The following is a 22,059-nucleotide window of genomic DNA, read 5'->3' as shown; positions in this document are numbered from 1 at the left end:
CTCAAGCGCCGACAGAATCGGCGCGAGATAATACTCAGGCCGCGCCAGGTTCATCTCGTCCAGGCAGACGTAGTAGGGCTGCTGCGGATCGGCTGCCGCGCGATGGAGAAAGCGCAGAAACGCCGTGGGCTGGAACGTATTGGTCAGCGCGTTGAAGTAGCCCAGCAAATCCTTCGCGTTATGCCAGTCGGGCTGCACCGCGACCAGCAGATAGTGTGGATTCTCGTCGGCGGCGGAGCGCAGGTCATAGACCGCATCGGCGTACAGCCGCGTCAGGCGGGTCTTGCCGGTGCCTGAGATACCCGGCAGGATCACCAGGGGCTTGGTCTGAAGCGCGATATGGTACGAGCGGATCACCGCTTCGGGAAAGGTAAAGCCGCGCCGCGCGATCCGCTCGACGATCGCCTCGACCGGCGGCAGGTTGGCCGACATGGCATAGTGCAGCCGCCGCTCGCGCACCGCCTGCTCAGCCTCGTAGTCGAGCGCCTCCGTCTCCTCCATGATCGCCTCGTTGAACGGGAAGAGCCGCAGCACGTCGTCGATCAGCGTCTGGGCAAAGTCGGGCGCGGCGATGCGCGGATCGTCCCAGGCATAGCGATAGCCCGCCCACAGATACTTGGCCTGGCGGGCGCGCAAATACTGCTCGATCCACGGCTCGTCCGCAGCGCCGTCGGGCCGGGCAAAGCGCACCTCCGGCAGCGACTCCAGCAGCGGCTGCCACAGGCTGCGCCCGGTTTCCCAGACGCGCTGAAGCTCGGCCTTGCGCGCGCCTGTCGAGGTAAAGCCCACCAGAATCGCCCGCTCATCGCCGCTGACGCCGACATAGATGCCGGTTCCGCGCGGCACGCGATCGAGGGCGAAATGATACTCCTCGATCGGCTCGCGCAGCCCGCGCCCGCGATTACGATAGCGCGCGGTCTTCCAGCTTATCTCGTAGAGCGGCCACTCCCGCTTGAAGCGCGCGCGTCCAGCCGCATCGATCTGCTCGGCCAACGTCGCGAGCACCGGATGAATCCGCTCCTGAACCGCGTTCCAGCGCTCGCTCACGCCGTTCAGAAGCAGCGCATTTAATGTCGTTTGATCGAAACCACGAAACGCATCAGTCATAGATCTACTTTCGCTGCCACATCGAACACCGTAGTATCATTCTAGTGCAGAATCAAAGAACCTTTTCGGGACAGCGCTCATGCGATTCTACATCAGCCTGGAGAAGGTGTGGGAGCGAACCCCACACGCCCGGCCTGTCGGCGCACGAGCATCGGAACACCCACCGATGATAAAAATAAGGACCCCCATGCAATGGGAGTCCCGAAGCGCGAGATGTAGATGCGCTAGGCCGTTGGCGGCCGGAGATAAATCCGGTCGTCGTCGCTCTCATCCAACGGCAGCGCGATCGACGAAAGATCATCTATATCGGTGCTGCTGGTGCCTGAAAAGCGATCGTTGACCGCCATCAGCATATCACGCACCTCGCTGCAGGCTTCTTCCAACACGTCTTCGAGGCTGTCGAGCTCGTGGATTGGATCGCCGATCGTCCAGCGCTGCTGTGCTTTGATCAGTGTCACGCGCACATGGCTGCCCTCCAGATGGAGATTAGCATCCACAGCGACAATATTTTTATGATCGACAATCGAGCGATGCACATCCTGAATCGCACGAGCCAACCGTTGAAGCGTCGCAACATCGTCGTCGATGCTCATATTCAACGGCACAGTATAGGCAATCTCCAGGGTCAGCGTTGCCTCGTAAGCGCAGCCTACCAGGCTATGCGAGCACGCGATCTTCTCGTCGTGATATTTCTCGCACAGCGCCTCGGTGCCCATCGTCGAGATCGCCGTCATAGCAGCGTCCCACTTGAAGCCGATCGAGGCTTGAAGGCTTGAAGGCCGGGGTATAGCTTCACCCTGCGGCAAGCAGTTCAACGTAAAGGTGCGGCTGAGCGTCTGTGGATCGATGTGCTCATCCGACTGCCATACGTTGAGGCCCACTTGCTCGGCGCTATCGAGCAGCGCATCGGAGATCGTCTCATACGTTAGCATAAGCGTCCTCCCAAATTTGATCGGATTATAGCACAGTGAGCCGAGTTTTGGGGATATTGGATCGTCTGGGCTACTCATTCGCGCGGGCATCGCCGGAAGCTGTCTGCGCGATGTCCTCGACGGGCGGCGGTGCTTCCATGCCATCCATCGCCTGCTGCGCCGCTTCGATCTCTGCCAGCGCCCGGCGCGCCGTTTCCATCTCGTCCAACACCCGCCGCACCTCCGTCAGCAAAGCCTTGTGCGCGCCGCTGGGCTGCTCGCCGATGTATTCGAACACCGCCTGAAGCGCCAGCTCGTACGCTTTTTGGAGCGCCTGCTCCTGCGGTAGCTCGATGTCGGGCATGACGCCGCTGCCCTCCCAGTTCGTGCCGCTGATCGGGTTGATCGCGCGACCTGATGGAATAAATATATCCACATGCTCGTGGATCGGCAGGACGCGGCCCGGATGCGCGCCGCCGCGCGTCACCTCGCCGATGATTGTGGCGCGCTTGAGATGCTTGAGGTTGTAGACAAACTCTTCTCCGCCTGAGAAGGTGTGTGAGCTGGTCAGGACATACACGGGCTTATCGCCGTAGCGCCTGCCCGGCACGTATGGCAGGGTCCAGAATTGCTGCGTGGTGCCGTCGCGCCGCCAGTAGAGGTTGTTGAGATGGACCGGCCTGAAATCGAAGAGATAGCTGGTGAGCAGCGCCACCAGCCACGGATCGCCGCCGCCGTTCTGCCGCAGATCGACGATCAGCGCGCTGGTATGCGCCAAAAAGTTCATCGCGGCGACCGCCGTATCGCCCGCCAGGGTCGGCGGGTAGAAGAACCGCAGATCGAGGTAGCCGACGTTGCCCGGCAGCCGCTCGATCTTGTGGAAGCCGAAGTTGTTAAGGCTGATCGTCTGGATGAACTCCTCGGACCAGGGCGTCGGCTCCGGCGTGAGCGCGATCGGCTCCGCCCGGTAGAACACGCGCAGATGCTTATCGCGGCTGATCGCCTGCAAATCCTCGGTAAGCTTGACACACAGATCGTCGAGCGCCTCCATGCCGTGATACTCGTGGTTGTCCAGCCGCGCGCGGAGCGCTGTCTCGATCTCTGCGGCGACCTCAGGAAAGACATAGTGCTCGTGGAGCTGGCTCAAGATGCTGTCGATGATCGCCGCGCGGGCGTCGGCCTCTAGCTTCGATGTCGTGGTACTCACGGGATCACCTCACGAAAGAACAAAGGAACAAAGGAACAAAGGAACCGGGTGCCCTCTGGGCGCACAAAGGAACAAGCGAACAAGAACAAGAAAGCAGCCGTGAACTTTGAACTCGAAACTCGAAACTTAGCGAATGCGGTCTAGCTCGCGCTGCGCCTCGGCATGCCAGTGGTCCGAGGAGGGCGCGTCGTTCAGGATCGCCTCGTAGGTCGCGACGGCATCGGGTGCCTGTCCTAGCTCGTCGAGGGTGCGGCCCAGGAAGTAGCGCGCCTCGAAGTAGCTGGGATTGAGCTGAATCGCGCGCGCTAACTGGTCTTTTGCATCCTCGAAGCGCTCCGCCGCGCGGTAGGCGCGGCCCAGCCAGTAGCGGCCCTGCGCAAAGTCCTGCTTGCGCTCGATCGCCGCCTCCAGATCTTCGATCGCCTCCTGGGTGCGCTCAAGCTTCAGCAGCAAGATCCCGCGACGGAAGCCCGGCTCGTGCCAGCCGGGACGCGCCTCGGCGGCCTGGCTATAGGCTTCGAGCGCGGCCTCGGTCTGGCTCTGCCTGGTATAAATCTCGCCGATCACCAGATACGAGTCGGCGTCGCTGGGATTGAGCCGCACTGCGTCGTTGAGCGCCGCCAGCGCTTCGAGCGGCTTATCTTCTTTCCAGAGCAGGTTGCCGATGCCGACCGAGGCCGCGGCGCTGCCCGGCGCGATCTGCTTGATCTGGTTGTACGTATCGCGCGCCCCGGCGATGTCGCCCTGCTGGAGCAGCGCATCGGCCTTGCCGAGCAAAAGCTGCACATTCTTCGGCGCGTAGACCAGCCCGCTCTCGTAGTATTGGAGCGCAAGCGTGTGATGGCCCTGCGCGATCATGGTCTTGCCCAGCCCCAGATACGCGCCGATGACCTGCGGATCTTTGTCGAGCGCCGCGTTGTAGCGCTCGATCGCTGCCTCATAGCGGCCCTGCTCGCGCTCGATGTCGCCCTGGCCGATCAGCGCCAGCGTATAGTTGTTGTTGGCGAGTTCGAGCGCGCGCTGCTCGGCCTTTGCCGCCGCGTCGTACTGCTGCTGCGCGAGATAGGCCGTAGCCAGGCCGTGCTGCGCCTCGTGCGAGGTGGGCGCGAGCTGAAGCGCTTTTTTGAAGCTGGCCTCGGCAGCCTCGGCATTTCCGGCCTCCAGCAGCGCCTCGCCAAGCTGGCGGTAGACCTGTGGATCGTCGCTTTCCAGAGCCACGGCGGCGCGAAACTGCTCAACGGCGGCGGCTGGCTGTCCAAGCTGGTGAGCGTAGAGCTTGCCCAGCAGAATGTGCGCGCTGCCGCGCTGCGGCTCCAGCTCCAGCGCCCGCTGTAGCTCGGCCTCCGCGAGCTCCGGCTGATTGCGCGCGATGGCTAGCTCAGCCAGGGCCTCATGCACCTCCGCTGAGGGCGGCGACGCGCCCTGTGCGCGCTGAAGCACAGTCTCCGCCTCGTCGAGCTTGCCGTTGTTACGGTAGAGCGCCGCCAGCACCACCAGCGCGTCGGGATCGTCGGCGTTGGCCTGCGGCAGCAGCACCGCCTCGGCCTCGGCGGTCTTATCCTGGGCACGCAGCACGCGCGCCAGATCGAGGACATGCTCGGTCTTCCACGGTCGCTGCTCGGCCAGCCAGCGATAGTGCTGCTCCGCGTCGGCCCAGTGCTGATCCTGCTCATCCATCTCCGCCAGCCGCTCGCGCGCCGGGAAGAACTGCGGGCTGATCGTCAGCGCCCTATTCAGCTCGTCGCGGGCCTCGACGCGCTTGTTTTCGTCCAGCAGCAGTTGCGCCAGGCCGTAGTGTGCTTCGGGCCGCGCCTTCACCAGGCTCGTCTCCGGCGCGTCCTGGGCCAGCTTCAGCGTCGCCTCCCACTCGGTTCGCGCGCGGCGCGGATTCTGGCTCAGATACGCCGCCCGTCCCTGCTGGTAGTGGTAATCGTACTGGAGGCTGAGACTCGGCTCCTGCCTGAGCGCCGCCGTGCCGGTAGCTATCGCCTCCTGAAGCGGCGTGCGCCGCCGCTGGATCGTATCGACCATCCGGCGAAACAGGCTGCGCTGCTGCCTCGCCAGCACGCGGCCCTGCTCGATCTGGATCAGCATAAGCTGGTAGCGACGATTGAGTAGCTCCTGCTCCAGACGCGCGGCCTGTGCCTCTGAGAGCTGCTGCATCGCCCGGCGACCATCGACGCCGTACGCATTCGCCTGCCGCAGATAGGTATTGCGCAGCGCCACGATCTCGGCGATGCCGGTTTCAGCCTGCCTGCGCAGCTCGGCCAGACGCTCGACGGAGAGGCTGGGCGCTCCTTCTAGCTCCCACTCCAGCGCTCCGGTCGCGGTTAGCTCCGGCGTCAGCGCCAGCATACTTTGCTCCGTAAGCGCCGGGCCGTTGTCTGCATCGCGGACGAGCACAGCGCGCAAGGTTGTGCGCGCCTCGTCGAGCCGCCCGCTGCGGCGGTAGGCCTCGCCCAGGGTGGCGGCGATCGGCGTCGAGTTTGGCAGATCATGGATCGCGCTTCTGAGATCGGGCAGCGCCTCGGCGGGCCTGCCCTCGTCGAGTAGCAGACGGCCCATGTTGGCATGGGCCTGCGCCAGATTGGGCGCTGCGGCGAGCGCCTGAAGCAGAGCCACCCGCGCCGAATCAAGCTGCTGCTGGTCGAGGCGAAGCGCGCCGAGGTTATTCCAGTGCTCTGGCCGACTCGCCGAATCCAGCGCGTCCTGGGCCTCCTTCTCGGCAGCGGGCAGCATCCCTTGCGCCCAGTACGTGATCGCCCGGATCATCGCGGGCAGCTCAGGACGCAGCATATCGCCGTACTTCGAGCGCAGATCGTCAAAGATCGCGGCGGCTTTGTCGGCATCGCCCCGCCCGAAGTGGTTGAGTCCGTCGAGCAGCGGCGGCAGCACCGCCGCTCCGTTCAGATCGCGCAGCGCCAGATCGTAGTCGGTCGGCAGGACAAAATGCCCGTCGTAGCCCTGCCACGTCGCCGGAACGAACGGCTCGGTCGGCTGCCACAGCAGGCGCGGCCTGAGGCTGGCCTGAGTCGCCGTGCCGCCTTCGGCTACCTCGCCCCAGATGATCGCGTCGATATTGCCGGAGCGCGCGACCTGCTGCGCCTGGTCGGTGGAGGTGATCGGCTGGCTGAGCAGCGCCAGGTCCATCTCCGTGGCAACCCGATCGCGCAGCTCGCCGACCAGTTGCTCGGCGACGATCGCGCCCTGGCGCTGGTCCTCGCCCGTCGCTCCGAACGGCGCGACGCGCACGACGAACGTGCCGCCCGACACGTTCGAGCCGCTGCTGAGCAGGCCAAGGTTCGACAGCACCAGCAGCAGGCCAAGCACGCCAACGACGGCCACCAGCGCGGTGCCGCGCCGTCCAGGGGCCGCCGCCGGAATACGCCGCCGAGGACGACCGTTCAGATCTTGGACTCGCGGCATGTTCCCCGTTCGACGGTTCATATGGTCCAGCCGATCAAGCTAAAAACAGCGGTAGCGCGAAGGATCAGCGGAGTCATCTGCGCGGCTCAGACTGGCGTGCCGCTGTCAAGCGGCGGTATTCGCTCGTTGAGCCGCAGCAGTTGGGCGGCACAAGCCCGGTAATATTCCGGTGGAAACGGATCGGCGATGAACGCATACGCGCCGCAGTGCCAGGCGCGCGGCTCGTCCTCTGCGTTGGGCGAGACGATGATCAGCGGCAGCGCGGGCTTCGTCTCACGCAGCGCCACGGCCAGCGCCCAGTTGCGCGGCTCCGCCACGTTCAGCGTCACCAGATCCGGCAGGTGATCCAGAATATCATTCTGCGGCGGCACGTCCATCAGCCAGAGGCAGCGGCACCTGCCGTCTTCCAGCATTGGCTGGAGTGCATCGGCCAGCAGCGGATCGGGGCTGACGACCACGATCAGCAGGGGTTGTCCACGGCGCTCCTCATCCGGCGCGATCGGCACGTCGTGAAAGCGCTCGTTGATCGCGTAGGTGCTGCCGGTCAGCTTCTTGGCGTAGCTTTTCATCTCCGTCGCCACCGAGGATACCTCGTCGAAGGTGCTGAACGAGCGCGACTCGTTGGTGACGACGCCGATCGAGACGCTGACGATCGGGAAGCGACGCGGCATGCCGAAGCGATCGACGCCGCGCAGGTAGCCGCGCTGTGCGTCGGCAGGATCGTAAAAGGCCTGCACATCGCGGTCGAACTTGGCGATCAGCTCGTTGCAGACCTGCTCCACCAGCTCTAGCGTTGTGATCGCGATAAAATCATCGCCGCCGATATGCCCGATAAAGATCTGCTCAACGCCATACTTCGCCTGTAGGTCGCGCAGAATATCCGCCAGCAGCTTGATCACCCGGTCGCCGCGCGCGAAGCCGTAGGCATCGTTGAGCGCTTTGAAGTTATCGAAGTCGATATACATCAGCGCGAACAGCTCTTGCGCCTGGATGCGCCGCTCGACCTCCTCGGCGATCACTTTGTTGCCGGGCAGCGCGGTCAGCGGATTGATCAGCGGAATGCGCGCCTGCCGCCGCAGGTTGGCCTTGATCCGCGCGACCAGCGCGTCGGGGTCGAACGGCTTCGGGATATGGTCGTCGGCACCGCTCTCGAAGCCGATCACCACATCGTTGGAGGTGGTGCGCGCCGTCAGCAGCAGCATCGGCAGGTGGCTGGTGCGGGTATCGTTGCGCAGCTGGCGGATCGCCTCCAGCCCGTCCATCACCGGCATCATCACATCGATCAGCAGCAGATCGGGCTGCTGCGAGGTCGCGGCGCGCACCAGCGCCTCGCCGCTTGGCACCGCGATCACATCGAAGTCGTGCTCTTCAAGAATCGCTTCAAGCAGGCTCCGCAAGCTGGGATCGTCGTCGGCAATGAGGATGCGCTCAGCCATGGTATCGGCGGCTCCACAAACTCATGCACACCTGCGCCGCTCAAACAGTGCCATCAAGTGCCCGACTTCATCGGTAGGATTGAGCCCATCGTTGTTGAGCACATAGGCATCGTGTGGCTGCAAGGTGTTTTGTTTGTCGAGCGTGTCACGGCGTTGCAGATCGCGCAGGACCGTCTCGTAGTCGACGTCACGGCCCCGACGTTGCAGCTCCTCGAACCGACGCCGGGCGCGCTCCTCCGGCGTTGCCAGCAGAAAAACTTTGAAGTCGGCGTCGGGCATGACCACGCTGCCAATGTCGCGCCCGACCATGACCACACGCCCCTGCCGCCCGATCGCGCGCTGCTGCTCGCGGAGCGCGGTGCGCACCTCAGGATACGCCGAGACGACCGAAACATGGCGCTCGACCTGCGCGCCGCGCAGGTGCCAGGTAATATCCTCACTGTCGGCGCGCACGGTGTACTGCCGTCCGTCGTCGACGGTGGGCGCTTCGACCGCCAGCGTAAGGCTATAGGCTAGCTCGGCCAGCGCGCGGGGATCGTCCGTGGAAACGTTGCGCTGGAGTGCGATGTAGGTGAGCGCCCGGTAGAGCACTCCGGTATCAAAATAGGTATAGCCCAACTGCAGCGCAAGCAGCGCTCCAAGCGTGCTCTTGCCCGAAGCAGCCGGGCCATCGATCGTGATGACAGACGGTTTACACATGGTATGCCTACTCAAGGCCGGTCCTCTCTTGGCGAAATATTGTAGCATGGTGCTTAATCCATTCGCAAGCAGAGGGTATCACCCCCTATGCATCTGCGGCTTGTGCTGCTAGCTTTCAGCCCTGTGCCTGAACTCGGTGATTGCGTGCTATCGGCAGCTCCGTCAAGGATGCACGTGCAGTTTTCTGGTACCTAGCAAGCTGTGTGCCGCATGTTTGCGGGCGGAGAACAAGGGGGAGAACCGAGAACCGGGTGCCATGCGGGTGCCAGACCCAAAGGGTACCCCGGCATGGGCACCCGGCCCGGGGTGAGAGCCTGAACGCGAAACCCAGTTGCCCGAATATGCTCCCTGATGCCGAGTGCAACCCACGAATCGATCGCGGCGTCATAGTGCGCGGTGCGGGGTACAACAGTATGGATGTGTGTGCTACACAAACGTCGATGCCCCGCCGATCACTGCTGGTAACAGACGGTAACACTTTTTGCGATCTTTCTAGCGCTGTTTTGGTTGAAACTATAAGATAGTGCCGCAGCGCCGATCAGAACCGACGATGCAGCGCTGCCGGCTAACACAAACAGGCACAATCAGCGCGGCTCATGGCAGACAAGAACTCGCGCCTGCCGCTGTGCTCCGCTACAGTATGCTCATTGGAGTCGCAAGCGTATGATCAAGCAGTTACAACGGATAGCTCCAGTGCTGATGGTGGCACTTGCGTTAAGCGCGTGTGCAGGTGGTCCACCGGCCAATCCTGCCGACTCTGAGACAACGACCGTCCGGCGCGGCGATCTTAAGGTAACGGTCAGCAGCAGCGGCACGGTGCAGCCGTTACAGTCTGCCGATCTGACCTTTGGCGTGACCGGCGTGGGCACGGTCGAGAAGATCTTTGTGACGGAAGGCCAGTCGGTCAAGCAGGGCCAGGAGCTGGCAGCGCTCGATCCGCGCGATCTGGAGCAGCAGGTGTTGCAGGCGGAGGCTAATCTCAAGAGCGCTCAGGCGCGGCTGGAGCAGGCCAGGAGCGGCAATGCCACGGAGCAAGATCTGGCCGCGCAGCAGGCGGCTGTAGCAGCCGCCAACGCGCAGCTCGACAAAGCCCGCACCGGCAATGCGACCAAAGCCGATATTGCCGGCGCCGAGGCCGCCGTCCGCAACGCGCAGGCGGGCCTGACCCGCGCGCGGACGGGCAACATCACACCCGCCGACATCGCGAACGCCGAGGCCGCCGTGCGCGCCGCCGAGGCCGGGCTGCAACGCGCGCGGACGGGCAACATCACGCCCGCCGACATCGCGAACGCCGAAGCCGCCGTGCGCGCCGCCGAGGCACAGCTTGCGGCAGCCCAGCGCGGCCCATCGCCCGATCAGGTCAGCGCGGCCCAGGCGCGGCTCACGCAGGCGCAGCAGAGCTACCAGAAAACGGCGGCGGCGACCTCGGCCAATAAGTCGTCGGCGCAGCAGAGCATGGAGCAGGCGGCGGATGCCGTGCGGCTGGCCCAGAATACCTACAGCAGCGCCTACTGGGACAATCAGCAGGCGCAGAGCGGCATCGATCCCAAGACCGGACAGCCTTTTAGCACCAGCGCCGCCGAGGATCTCGCCAAACAGCAGTACGCCGAGGTGCTGCAAACCGCCGAGCTGCAACTGCGGCAGGCCGAGTCGCGGCTGGAGCAGGCCAGGATCGCCTATGACAACGCCAGGCAGCAAGAGATCAACGATGTTGCCACCGCACAGGCGCAGGTTGACGACGCGCAGACGCAGCTCAACGAGCTGCTGAAAGGTCCCAAGGATACATCGGTCGCGCAGGCGCAGGCGCAGCTCGATCAGGCGCGGGCACAGTTGCAGAAGCTCAGGCAGGGCGGCAGCGCGGCAGATGTGGCATCGGCCCAGGCGCAGCTCGATCAGGCGCGGGCACAGTTGCAGAAGCTCAGGCAGGGCGGGACCGCCGCCGATATTGCCGCCGCACGCGCCCAGGTGGATCAGGCCCAGGCGCAGGCGCAGAAGCTCAGGCAGGGCGGCAGCGCTGCCGACATCGCGGCGGCTCAGGCGCAGGTGGATCAGGCCCAGGCGCAGCTCGATAAGCTGTCGGCGGGCGCGTCGGTTTCGGATGTCAGCATCGCCGAGGCCGGAGTCAGCCAGGCGCAGGCGCAGTTGAACGCCGCCAAGCTGAGCCGCGACAAGGCGGTGCTGCGCGCGCCCTTCGACGGCGTTATCACCACGGTGAATATCTCGATCGGCGATAGCGCCACGACGACCGGAGCGAGCGGCGCGCCGATGACGGTTGTGGACGATAGCAAGCTCTATCTCGATGTCAACGTCAGCGAGCGGGATGTCGCTCAGCTCCGCAAAGGCCAGGCGGCGCAGGTGGTGATCGATGCGCTCGGCACCGGGATCATCACCGGCACGGTCAGCTATATCGCGCCAGCCGCTACGGTGGTCCAGAATGTGACGACCTACCGAGTGCGGGTCGATCTGCCGAAGCAGAATGAGGCGATCCGCGTGGGCATGAACGCCTCGGTCGAGATCGCGACGCTGGAGCAGAAGAGCGTGCTGATCATTCCGGCCAGCGCTATTCGCAGCGTCGGCACTAGGCGCTTCGTGCGGCTCAAGCAGGGCACCGGCTTCGTGGACCGTGAGATTCGCGTCGGGCTGAGCAACGACATCGAGGCGGAAGTGATCGACGGCCTGAGGGAAGGCGACCAGATAGCCGTGCTCGGCTCGGCTCCGACGGCCCAGCAGTAGGGCACAACGTAGCAAAGCGAGCGAGATATGGCACGAACTGAACAATTACGGCGTCTGCCGCGCGTGGGCGGGTTTCTTCCGTCGCTTGGCGTCTGGGAGAGCGTGCGCATCGCGCTGGAAAGTCTGCGCTCGAATAAGCTGCGGACCTTTCTGACGATGCTGGGCATCATCATCGGCGTGTGGTCGGTGGTTTCGCTGATCTCGATCGGCAACGGCGCGCAAAAGGCGATCACCGATCAGGTCGAGGGCATCGGCACCAATCTGCTGTCGGTCAATCCCGGCCAGCCACGGCGCGGCATCGACACAACCTCCAATGAGCTGACGCTCGAAGACGCCGAGGCGATTCGCCGCTCGGTGCCCGAAATCCAGTATGTCACACCGCTCTTCCAGGGCTCGGCCAAGATCGTCGGCGGCGATGTCAGCCGCGACGTTCAGGTGACGGGCGCGACCGAGGAGTACGCGATCGTGCGTAATCTCAAGATCGCGCGCGGCCAGTTTATCACCGAGCAGATGGACGAGGCGGCGCGTAATGTGGTGGTGCTCGGCGCGACGCTGGCGGAGGAGATCTTCGGCACGCTCGATCCGATCGGCGAGACGGTGCGGCTCAAGGGCCAGGCGATGAAGGTGGTGGGCGTGCTGGAGAAGAGCGGCGGCCTGAGCAACGAGGACTCGATGGTCTACGTGCCGCTCAACACCGGCTATCGCATCCTCTTCGGCGGTCGCGCGACGACCTCGGCCAGCTATCAGGTGTCGGGCATTCTGCTCCAGGTGCGAACCGCGGAGGAGGTCGATCTGGCGCAGCGCAAGACCGAGCAGCTTATGCGGCGGCGGCATGCGCTCTCCGACGACGGCGAGGAAGATGATTTTACGGTCTTCAGCCAGGCGTCGCTGCTCTCGACCTTCAACACGGTGACGACGACGCTCACGGTCTTTCTGGGCGCGATTGCAGGCATCTCGCTCTTCGTCGGCGGCATCGGCGTGATGAACATTATGCTCGTCTCGGTGACGGAGCGCACCAAAGAGATCGGCCTGCGCAAGGCGGTCGGAGCTAAGCGGCGCGATATTCTGCGCCAATTTCTGATCGAGGCGCTGGTAATGAGCATCCTCGGCGGCATGATCGGCCTGGGCCTGGGCTATGCCACGGCCAGCCTGATCGGCTACTTCTTCGCCGAGTATATCACGCCGATCGTGACGCCCGGCGCGGTGGTGCTGGCCGTCGGCTTCTCGGCGGCGGTCGGCCTCTTCTTCGGGATCTACCCGGCGCTGCGCGCGGCGCGGCTCAATCCGATCCAGGCGCTGAGGTACGAGTGACGGGGATGAACGAGCAAAGCGGGTGCCCTCTGGGCACACCAAGAACCACACAAAGGAACAAAGCACGGGCGCTATGCGGGTGCCATGCCGGGGTACCCTTTGGGTCCGGCACCCGGCCTGGGGTGAGGGCCTGAACGTGAAACTTGGAACCCGAAACTAAGGAGTGCAGCACGATGGCGCTGATCGACCTCCGCGATCTGACGAAAGTGTACAAAATGGGCGATGTCGAAGTGCATGCGCTCCAGGGGATTTCGCTGACGATCAACGAAGGCGAGCTGGTGGCGATCATGGGGCCGTCCGGCTCCGGCAAATCGACCCTGATGAACATCATCGGTTGCCTCGATCAGCCGAGCGGCGGCACCTACCTGCTGGATGGCGTCGATGTCGGCAAGCTCAACGATAACCAATTGGCCGAGATCCGCAACCAGAAGCTCGGCTTCGTCTTCCAGCAGTACATGCTGTTGCAGCGTCGCTCCGCGCTGCGCAATGTCGAGCTGCCGACGCTTTACGGCGATGGCCGTAATCGGCGCGAGCGAGCCGAGGCGGCGCTGAAGCTGGTGGGCATGGGTGATCGTATGCATCACAAGCCCAACGAGCTATCGGGCGGGCAGCAGCAGCGCGTGGCGATCGCGCGGGCGCTGGTGAGCAATCCGCGAATTATCCTGGCCGACGAGCCGACCGGCGCGCTCGATACCAGGACCGGCGAGGAGATCATGGGTATTTTCACGCGGCTGAACGAGGAGCAGGGCATTACGGTGATCCTGGTGACGCACGAGGCCGACATCGCGGCTTATGCCCGCCGTGTGATTCATGTCCGCGACGGCCTGATCGGCCTGGATGAGACGAATCCGCATCCGATTCATCACCGCAGCGATATGCAGCAGATTGTCGCCACAAGCTAGCCGCAACCAGCAAACCAAGATCTCACGCACCACCGGCTGCGCTCACGGCGTATGCCGGTGGTGCTGGTATGTAGCTTGCTTACAAACGCCGACATTCTGGCTAAGGTTTGGAAGGATGGAGCGATGCAACTGGCGGATAAAGTAGCGCTGATCACCGGAGCGGGCTCCGGGATCGGCAAGGCGGCGGCGCTCCTGCTGGCGCGGCAGGGCGCGAAGATCGCGGCGCTGGGACATACCGAGGACGAGCTGCAAGCGACGGTCGATCAGATCAAGCAGAGCGACGGCGAGGCGATGCCGCTCGTAGCCGACATCTCGCAGCCGGAGCAGATGCAGCGGGCGGTGCAGCAGATCGTCGAGCGCTGGGGCCGCATCGACATCGTGTTTGCCAACGCGGGGATCAACGGCGTGTGGGCACCGCTGGAGGAGCTTGAGCCCGACGAGTGGGATCGGACGATCGACACGAATCTCAAAGGCACGTTTTTGACGGTCAAGTACGCCGTGCCCTACCTGAAAAAGCAGGGCGGCTCGGTGATCGTCACGTCGTCGGTGAACGGCACGCGCATCTTCAGCAATACCGGCGCGACGGCCTACTCGTGTACCAAAGCGGCGCAGGTAGCCTTTACCAAGATGATAGCGGTGGAGCTGGCGCCGCATAAGGTGCGCGTCAACGTGATCTGCCCCGGCGCGATCGAGACGAATATCGATCAAAGCACGGAGCAGCGCGACATCGAATCGATTCGGCCAAAGATCGAGATCGAAGAGGGCGGGCAGCTTTTGACTGGCGGAGAGCCCGGCACGTCGGAGGAGGTGGCCGATCTGGTGCTGTTTCTCGCCTCCGATGCCTCAAAGCATATCACCGGCACCGAGCTATGGATCGACGGCGGCGAGTCGCTGGTTCGCGGCTAGCCGGCACACGATAACACCAGGGGCACGGCACCGCCGTGTCCCCACCAACAATCTTGATTTTAGAACAGATCGCCGGAGTAGAGCTGGCGCTCAAGCCGATCGGCGAACTGCGCCACCTCGCGCAGGATCAGCAACACTTCCTCGGCCTGCGCGGTATGCAGCAGTTGGCAGGCGATCACCGCGAGCATGTTGCCCAGCAGCGCCGCGCGGCAGTAGATCGGCTCGCTATTGGCGCGCAGCAGGCTCCACGGCTCGATGCCCCGCCGCGCCTCGCCGATCGTCGAGACAAACACAATGATAGGCCGTCCGTCGTCGTCGTTGCGGATCGAGGCGCTGACTTCTTGTTGCCGTCCTGCGAGCAGCGGCACGATCAGGCGGTAGATGCCGCGCTCAAAGCTGATCGGCGTGCCCAGGTACGCGGCTAGCTCGCGCATCAGGCGATCGAATGGTAGCTGTGACATAGGCTGAAGAACACAGGCCGTCAGGCCGGAACGAAAGAATAAAGAACAAGAGAACAAGGGGCCGTGAGGCCGGGGGTGAGGGCCTGCCCAAGCACAAAGAACAAAGAACACGGCAGGTGAAAGTGCCTGCTGTTCTTTGTTCTTTGTGAGCCTGTTTGTTTAAATCCCCGACGCTTTGCGCAGCGCGTCTACCTTATCGATTCGCTCCCAGGGCGCGTCGATGTCGTCGCGGCCAAAGTGACCGTAGGCAGCCGTGCTGCGGTAGATCGGGCGGCGCAGGTCCAGGTCGCGGATGATCGCGCCGGGACGCAGATCGAAGTGCTCGTTGATCAGGCGTTGGAGCACCTCGTCGGCGACCTTGCCCGTGCCGAAGGTTTCGACGCTGATCGAGAGCGGCCTGGCAACGCCGATCGCGTACGAAAGCTGCACCTCGAAGCGGTCGGCCAGGCCCGCCGCGACGATGTTCTTGGCAACGTAGCGCGCCGCGTAGGCCGCCGAGCGGTCGACCTTCGTCGGATCTTTGCCGGAGAACGCGCCGCCGCCGTGCCGCGCGATGCCGCCGTAGCTATCGACGATAATCTTGCGTCCGGTCAGGCCCGCGTCGCCCATCGGCCCGCCCACTACGAAGCGCCCGGTCGGGTTGACGAAGTACTTGGTCTTCTCGTCGAGCAGATCCTCAGGAATAACCGCCTTGATGATATGCTCGATCACGTCGTGGCGGATCTGCTCCTGCGACACGCCCGCGTCGTGCTGCGTGGACACCAGCACCGTATCGACGCGCTTGGGCACGCCATAGGCATACTCGATCGTCACCTGCGCCTTGCCGTCGGGCCGCAGGTAGCCGATCTGGCCCGACTTGCGCGCCTCCGACAGGCGGCGGGTCAGCCGATGCGCCAGCGCGATCGTCAGCGGCATCAGCTCCGGCGACTCGTTGCAGGCGAAGCCGAACATCATGCCCTGGTCGCCCGCGCCGACCGCCTCGACCTCGGCCTCGGTCATCTCGCCCGACTTGGCCTCAAGCGCCTTGTCGACGCCGAGCGCGATGTCGGCGGACTGTCCGTGCAGCGCGACCATCACGCCGCAGGTATGAGCGTCGAAGCCGTAGTCGCTGTGGGTATAGCCGATCTCGGTGATCACCCGCCGCACGACATCCTGCACCTCGACATAGCCCTCGGTCGTCACCTCGCCGAGCACCACCACCAGGCCGGTCGTCGTCGCCGTCTCGCATGCGACCCGCGAGCGCGGATCTTGGGCCAGCAGCGCGTCCAGAATCGCGTCAGAAATCTGATCGCAGATTTTATCGGGATGCCCCTCAGTGACCGACTCGGAGGTCAGAAAAAGCTGTGGAGCATCAGTAAACGTAGTTCCCATCACTCATTTCCTTAGTATCTTTTAAAACTCTTGGTTGGCTGCTTCCTGAAACGCGGCGATAATGATCGCGCCATAGAAGACCGCGATTGCGATAAAGAACAACAGGATCAGCGCGCCGCTGATGATCGCCACCCAGGAATAGGTGCGCGTACGGTTCGGATCGACGGCCTGATCGGCACCGCGCAGCCCGATAATGCCTCCCACCAGCGCAAAGATCGGCAGGATACAGCTAAAGCCGGGAATGCAGCTTGTCGCCAACAGTCCCGCTCCGGCGACCATCGCGATAAAGGCCATCATATCTTTTTGATTGCCGACGTAGCGGGCGGGCAGGTTCGATGATGCCGGCGGGACAGTGTATGAGGGCGGCTCGTTGTAGGGCTGCATGCAGGTACTCCTTGGGTCGGTAGATGGGCACCAGGAGCCGAAATCGGCTGATTCCGCGCCTGGCACCCACGCGCTCGACGATGCTTAGGTGCCTTCTTCCCACGAGTTCAGGTAGTGCTCCTGCTCAGCGGTCAGCGTATCGATCTGAACACCCATCGCGGCCAGCTTCAGCGCGGCGATCTCGCGATCGACCTCTTCGGGCAGCGCGTAGACCCTGGGCTCAAGCTTGCCCCTGTTGCGCAGCAGGAACTCCGAGGCGAGCGCCTGATTGGCGAAGCTCATATCCATCACCGCCGAAGGATGGCCCTCAGCCGATGCCAGGTTGATCAGGCGGCCCTCGCCCAGCAGGTTGATGCGGCGGCCATCGGGCATGATGTACTGATCGATGTAGGCGCGCGGCTGGCGCTTCTCGACCGCAGTTTTCTCCAGATCGGGAATGTTGATCTCGACGTTGAAGTGGCCGGAGTTGGCGATGATCGCGCCGTCTTTCATCACGGCGAAGTCTTCGCCGTCCAGCACGTGGATGTCGCCTGTGGCGGTGATAAAGATGTCGCCGACCCGTGCGGCCTCGATCATCGGCATCACGCGGTAGCCGTCCATCGCCGCCTCAAGCGCCTTGACCGGATCGATCTCGGTGACGACTACGTCGGCGCCAAGGCCCTTGGCGCGCATCGCAATGCCCTTGGAGCACCAGCCGTAGCCGCCGACGACCACGGTCTTACCGGCGATCAGAACGTTGGTCGCGCGGATCACGCCGTCGAGCGTGCTCTGGCCGGTGCCGTAGCGGTTGTCGAAAAGATGCTTGGTCAGCGAGTCGTTCACGGCGACGACCGGGAAGCTCAGCACGCCGTCTTTCGCCATCGCCTTCAAGCGAATCACACCGGTCGTCGTCTCCTCGGTCGAGCCGACCAGATTGCTCAGCAGGTCGCGGCGCTCCTTGAGCATGCCTGTCACCAGATCCGCGCCGTCGTCCATCGTGATCTGCGGATTGTGATCGAGCGCGGCCTTGATATGCTGGTAGTAGGTCGCGTTGTCCTCGCCCTTGATCGCATAGACCGGGATCTCATCGTAGCTCACCAGCGCCGCCGCCACGTCGTCCTGCGTCGAGAGCGGGTTGGACGCCACCAGCACCAGATCGGCACCGCCCGCCGCCAGCGTGCGCGCCAGGTTGGCCGTCTCCGAGGTAACATGCAGACAGGCGGATATTTTCAGCCCTTCCAGCGGGCGCTCCTTCTCGAACCGATCGCGGATCAGCTTCAGCACCGGCATCTCCTGCGCCGCCCACTCGATCCGCTGCCGTCCAATCTCGGCCAGGCCAAGATCTTTTACGTCATAATTCGCCATCTTGTGTCATCTCTCCTTATGGATATACCACACTGTGTACATTGAGTATCCAGAATCACGCGATCCTGGGCATTGGACTTAAGCCGTGACCGGAGTCTCATCGAGCAGCGACTCGACCTCCTCAGAGCTGCCGAAGTTCTCGCGGTAGCGCTCGACGAACTCGGCGATGGTGTAGCTGTGCTGCTGCGTTCCGGCGTGCTCGATCGCATAGACCGCGCTCAGCGCCGCCATGCGCCCGACGACGGGCCACGAGAATCCTCGAACCATACCTTTGACAAAGCCCGCGCGGAAGGCATCGCCCGCGCCGGTCGGATCGACGACCTGCCGCGCCCTGGCCGCCGGGATCTCGAACTCTTCGCCCTCGACGGTCAGCAGCGCCCCGGCCTCGCCTCTGGTCATGATCGTGATCGGCACGCAGCGGCGCAACTGCTCCTCGGTGATGCGCAGCTTCTCGGCCATCATGCCGAACTCGTAGTCATTGCCGGTCAGGATCTTCGCCCCTCGGAAGCCCGCCTCCAGCTCCTCGGCGGTCATGCGCGGTGCCTGCATCGATGGATCGTACAGGTAGGGAATGCCAAGCGCGGTACATTCCGTCGCGTAGCGGTTCATCGCCGCCGGGTCGTTGGGCGCGATAATCACCAGATCGGCCTCGGCGTGCTCGCTGTCGTGGAACGAGATCGACGCGGCATGCGCCATCGCACCGGCGTAGAACGCCGTGATCTGGTTATCCTGAAGATCGGTGTTGATGAAGCACGACGCCGTAAACTCGCCCGCGATCTCGCGGATGCCGCTGGTGTCGATGCCGCGCGAATCCAGCCAGGCACGATACTCGGCGAAATCCTCGCCGACGGTGCCCACCACGGTCGGGCGCTCGCGCAGCAGCGCCAGGTTATAGGCGATGTTGGGCGCGGTGCCGCCACGTAGCCGCTTGAGCGAGTCGACCAGGAACGACACGCTCAAGATGTGCATCTTATCGGGCAAGATATGATCTTTGAACTGCCCCGGAAAGACCATGATATAGTCGTAGGCGATCGACCCGGTGACGATGATCTGCACGGTTACTCCCTCTTCAAGCACCAAACGCCGCAGCCTGAGAAGATGCGCGCCCCTGGTACTTGCTAATCTACTCCGTATGACTGTCGAATCAGCGACGATAGCTCTGCGGTCAGCGCCAGCGCACGCTCGGCGTCGGCGGTTTCAAGATAGGCCAGTGTGTCCTCAGGCATAATCACCGATGCGCCCACCACATCGGCGGTTGATACTCCCACGCTTTGCAGCGCGCGCAGCCACGCTTCAAAGCGCGCGGCCAGCCGCCCCACCGTCGCGCTGCGCAGCCCCTCAGCCGTGGCCGGTACGATGCCCCAGGCAAGCGCCGTTTTCTTCGCGAGAAGCTGGGCGATACACGGCCCGATCGTCTCGATCTGCTCCGGCTGCGGCAAGGGCAGGCCCAGGATATCGATCTGCCAGTGCTCAGGCAGCAGCAGAGTCGCCTCGGCCTGGCCGATCCAGAGCGCTCGCGGCATCTGGTAGCCGAGCGCCTGATCGAGCGCCTCCAGCAGCACGTCGGATGGCTGCGCGCAAAACGTCGACTCGCCCACGTTCAGGTACGGCTCGTAGAGCCAGACGATCGCAGCTTTGTCGGTGCGCTCAAGCGCGCTCTGGAGCCATAAGCGCCGTAAGAACAGATGCTTCGCCAGTCCGTCGAGCAGCTCAGCCTCATTGATGATCGGCTCGGCTTGATCGTCGACGATGATCTGTGCCAGGCTGACCGGGCCGTGTACCAGCCCAAACAGCGCCTGCGCCCGCCGCAGCGCGGCCTCAATATGCATCATGCGCGGCAGCGCCGCAAGCTCTAGTGCCTGAGCGCCCGTGGTGCCACGCAGATAGGCGGCGTAGAGCTTATCCAGCCCGGCCCGCGCCTGCTCCCGGTCGAGCCTGATGTCGGCATGGTTGATCGTAATGCCCGCAAAGCCCTCGGCAGCCAGCGCTATTGGCGACTCTCCTTCACCGACCAGCAGCGGCAGCGCCGGTAGCTCTGGCATGTGCTGGGTGACGGCGTTCCACGCTTTTGTCTCGTCAGCGTATGGCAGCGGTCCTAGATGAAGTGGCTGACATTTTGGCCGAAATGGCAGGGGCATAGCGAACCCAAGCACCTAGCTGTCGGCAGCCCCGGCTGACTCGATCGGCTGCCGGTCGCCTTCCGCCGCTGGCTGCTCCATCACCCATCGTAGGTTGTGCTCGAACGGCGGCTCGACAATCCCGCGCTCCGTAATAATCGCGGTGATCAGATCGTGCGGCGTCACATCGAAGGCGGGATGCGCCGCCTGGACGCCTACCGGCGCGAGTAGCTGGCCCGCCAGATGGATTACCTCGCTCGGATCGCGCTGCTCGATCGGGATGTCGTCGCCGCTGGCGAGGCTCATGTCGATCGTCGAGGTGGGCGCGGCGACGTAAAACGGAATGCCATGCGCTTTCGCCAGCACCGCCACGCTATACGTGCCGATCTTGTTGGCGACATCGCCGTTGGCGACGATCCGGTCAGCGCCGACGATGATGCAGGTGATCGCGCCCTGGCGCATGAAGTAGCCAGCCATGTTGTCGGTGATCAACGTCTGGGGAATGCCAGCCTCTTGCAGCTCCCAGGTCGTCAGCCGCGCGCCTTGCAGAAACGGTCGCGTCTCGTCGACGAAGACATGGACGCGCTTGCCCTGGCTGTGGGCGGTCTTAATCGGCGCGAGCGCGGTGCCGTAGCCCGCCGTCGCCAGACCGCCCGCGTTGCAGTGCGTGAGCACCTGCGCGCCGTCGGGCAGCAGATGCGCGCCCCAGTCGCCGATGGCGTAGCACATCGCCTCGTCTTCGTCGCGGATCGCGTGGGCCTCGGCAAGCAGGCGCTCACCGATCGAGGCGATTGGAGTATTCGGGCGCAGCGCGTGCGCCAGCGCCAGCATCCGGTCGGTTGCCCAGCGCAGGTTCACGGCGGTTGGCCGCGCGGCGTCGAGCGTGGCTTTGGCTGCGGTCAGCGCGGCCAGCAGCTCGGCGGGATCGTCGGTAGCACATGACTGGGCGGCCAGGACCATGCCATAGGCTGCGGTGATGCCGATCGCGGGAGCGCCCCGCACGATCATCCCGCGAATCGCCTCCGCGACAGCCTCGACTGTCGTGCAACGTACCGTCTCGCGCGTGTGTGGCAGCCTGGTCTGATCGATCAGGCAGACCGCGCCGGGTTCCCACCATACCGTTCGCATTGCGTTACCCACAAAAAAAGCCGCTCGTCACGAGAGGCTAGATCAACAATCCCTCTCATCTTTCGGCACAGCTCAGCCATGCCGCAGGATTTGGCACCTTCTGCGTGATGGAGCGCTACCTGCCAGCGTTCGACAGGCGACGCGCCTTCCGTTCAGGGTTGCCGGGCTTCATCGGGCCAGTCCCTCCGCCCCTCGCGATGAGTCGCGTTATGTATTTATCGAACGGCGATTATAGCATAAGCCTCAGGGTGCCGCAACCACCGATGACGATTGTGCCCATGCGCGAGTAGCTGCGGGTGGAGCGGCAGACCCGGCCTTCGGCGCTGATGGACATGAAGTATACTAACCGTAGTGAACCTCTGATGTATGACGGAGATCGCGCGATGAACTTTACGATCGAGATTGAACAGGAAGAGGATGGGCGGATCATTGCCGAGGTGCCGGATCTGCCTGGTGTTCTGGCATATGGGCAATCACGGGATGAGGCGATTGCTTGTGCTTAAGCGCTCGCGCTCCGCGTCCTGGCAGATCGTCTCGAACACGGCGAAGTAGTGCTACCCTCGATGTCAACCACGGTCATACATCGCTTAACTCTACCATCCTCATCCTCATCAAT

18 protein-coding genes and 1 riboswitch are annotated in these 22,059 nt (G+C 63.8%); of the genes, 5 read left to right on the top strand and 13 right to left on the bottom strand.

Translation table 11 applies throughout. The features are described from left to right. From VFZ66_08815 to cmk, 6 genes are all read right to left on the bottom strand, one after another. A partial coding sequence (locus VFZ66_08815) for a GTPase (protein ID HEX6289278.1) occupies positions 1-1,107 on the bottom strand: 1,107 nt, incomplete at its 3' end. Between the two features lie 224 nt (positions 1,108-1,331). Continuing rightward, positions 1,332-1,823 (bottom strand): hypothetical protein, encoded by a 492-nt coding sequence (locus VFZ66_08810; GenBank protein HEX6289277.1) that lies wholly within the window; start codon positions 1,821-1,823, stop codon positions 1,332-1,334. Positions 1,824-2,109: 286 nt separating this feature from the next. After that, positions 2,110-3,225 carry a S41 family peptidase gene (locus VFZ66_08805; protein HEX6289276.1) on the bottom strand — a complete coding sequence of 372 codons (1,116 nt, stop codon included), beginning with the start codon at positions 3,223-3,225 and terminating at the stop codon, positions 2,110-2,112. 126 nt (positions 3,226-3,351) lie between these two features. Beyond that, positions 3,352-6,651, bottom strand: a complete 3,300-nt coding sequence (locus VFZ66_08800) for a tetratricopeptide repeat protein (GenBank protein HEX6289275.1) — start codon at positions 6,649-6,651, stop codon at positions 3,352-3,354. A gap of 86 nt (positions 6,652-6,737) precedes the next feature. Then, positions 6,738-8,087 (bottom strand): response regulator, encoded by a 1,350-nt coding sequence (locus tag VFZ66_08795; protein HEX6289274.1) that lies wholly within the window; start codon positions 8,085-8,087, stop codon positions 6,738-6,740. Between the two features lie 21 nt (positions 8,088-8,108). After that, positions 8,109-8,786, bottom strand: a complete 678-nt coding sequence (cmk, locus tag VFZ66_08790; protein ID HEX6289273.1) for a (d)CMP kinase — start codon at positions 8,784-8,786, stop codon at positions 8,109-8,111. A gap of 663 nt (positions 8,787-9,449) precedes the next feature. Here cmk and VFZ66_08785 point away from each other — a divergent pair. The 4 genes from VFZ66_08785 to VFZ66_08770 all read left to right on the top strand — a co-directional run bounded on the left by VFZ66_08785 (position 9,450) and on the right by VFZ66_08770 (position 14,638). Beyond that, positions 9,450-11,519 carry an efflux RND transporter periplasmic adaptor subunit gene (locus VFZ66_08785; protein ID HEX6289272.1) on the top strand — a complete coding sequence of 690 codons (2,070 nt, stop codon included), beginning with the start codon at positions 9,450-9,452 and terminating at the stop codon, positions 11,517-11,519. Between the two features lie 27 nt (positions 11,520-11,546). Then, complete coding sequence (locus VFZ66_08780; GenBank protein ID HEX6289271.1) at positions 11,547-12,830, top strand: ABC transporter permease; 1,284 nt, start codon at positions 11,547-11,549, stop codon at positions 12,828-12,830. A 173-nt stretch (positions 12,831-13,003) separates the two neighbouring features. Next, positions 13,004-13,732, top strand: coding sequence for an ABC transporter ATP-binding protein (locus VFZ66_08775; GenBank protein HEX6289270.1), 729 nt, complete (start codon positions 13,004-13,006; stop codon positions 13,730-13,732). 123 nt (positions 13,733-13,855) lie between these two features. Further along, positions 13,856-14,638, top strand: coding sequence for an SDR family NAD(P)-dependent oxidoreductase (locus VFZ66_08770; protein ID HEX6289269.1), 783 nt, complete (start codon positions 13,856-13,858; stop codon positions 14,636-14,638). A gap of 59 nt (positions 14,639-14,697) precedes the next feature. On the opposite strand, the gene VFZ66_08765 is transcribed toward VFZ66_08770, so the two are convergent. From VFZ66_08765 to mtnA, 7 genes are all read right to left on the bottom strand, one after another. Further along, positions 14,698-15,099, bottom strand: a complete 402-nt coding sequence (locus tag VFZ66_08765; protein HEX6289268.1) for a hypothetical protein — start codon at positions 15,097-15,099, stop codon at positions 14,698-14,700. A gap of 159 nt (positions 15,100-15,258) precedes the next feature. Beyond that, positions 15,259-16,470 (bottom strand): methionine adenosyltransferase, encoded by a 1,212-nt coding sequence (gene metK / locus VFZ66_08760; protein ID HEX6289267.1) that lies wholly within the window; start codon positions 16,468-16,470, stop codon positions 15,259-15,261. Between the two features lie 21 nt (positions 16,471-16,491). After that, a complete protein-coding gene (locus VFZ66_08755; GenBank protein HEX6289266.1) occupies positions 16,492-16,854 on the bottom strand; it encodes a hypothetical protein in 363 nt (120 codons plus the stop codon). 84 nt (positions 16,855-16,938) lie between these two features. Next, the gene (gene ahcY, locus VFZ66_08750; GenBank protein ID HEX6289265.1) at positions 16,939-18,198 is read right to left on the bottom strand and encodes an adenosylhomocysteinase; all 1,260 of its coding nucleotides are present in this window, start codon (positions 18,196-18,198) and stop codon (positions 16,939-16,941) included. A gap of 78 nt (positions 18,199-18,276) precedes the next feature. Then, positions 18,277-19,254, bottom strand: coding sequence for a carbohydrate kinase family protein (locus VFZ66_08745; GenBank protein HEX6289264.1), 978 nt, complete (start codon positions 19,252-19,254; stop codon positions 18,277-18,279). A 62-nt stretch (positions 19,255-19,316) separates the two neighbouring features. Beyond that, positions 19,317-20,240 carry a hypothetical protein gene (locus VFZ66_08740; GenBank protein HEX6289263.1) on the bottom strand — a complete coding sequence of 308 codons (924 nt, stop codon included), beginning with the start codon at positions 20,238-20,240 and terminating at the stop codon, positions 19,317-19,319. Positions 20,241-20,351: 111 nt separating this feature from the next. Then, a complete protein-coding gene (gene mtnA / locus VFZ66_08735; protein ID HEX6289262.1) occupies positions 20,352-21,443 on the bottom strand; it encodes an S-methyl-5-thioribose-1-phosphate isomerase in 1,092 nt (363 codons plus the stop codon). A gap of 52 nt (positions 21,444-21,495) precedes the next feature. Further along, positions 21,496-21,647: riboswitch (SAM riboswitch) on the bottom strand. A gap of 179 nt (positions 21,648-21,826) precedes the next feature. Between mtnA and VFZ66_08730 the strand changes: the two genes are divergently transcribed. Then, complete coding sequence (locus VFZ66_08730; protein HEX6289261.1) at positions 21,827-21,946, top strand: type II toxin-antitoxin system HicB family antitoxin; 120 nt, start codon at positions 21,827-21,829, stop codon at positions 21,944-21,946. Positions 21,947-22,059 lie beyond the last annotated feature (113 nt).

It is taken from the genome of Herpetosiphonaceae bacterium, from assembly GCA_036374795.1.
In the GTDB taxonomy this organism is placed as follows: Bacteria; Chloroflexota; Chloroflexia; order Chloroflexales; family Kallotenuaceae; genus LB3-1.
Note: the sequence above shows the minus strand (reverse complement) of the source record. Positions and strands in the feature narration are given on the sequence as shown.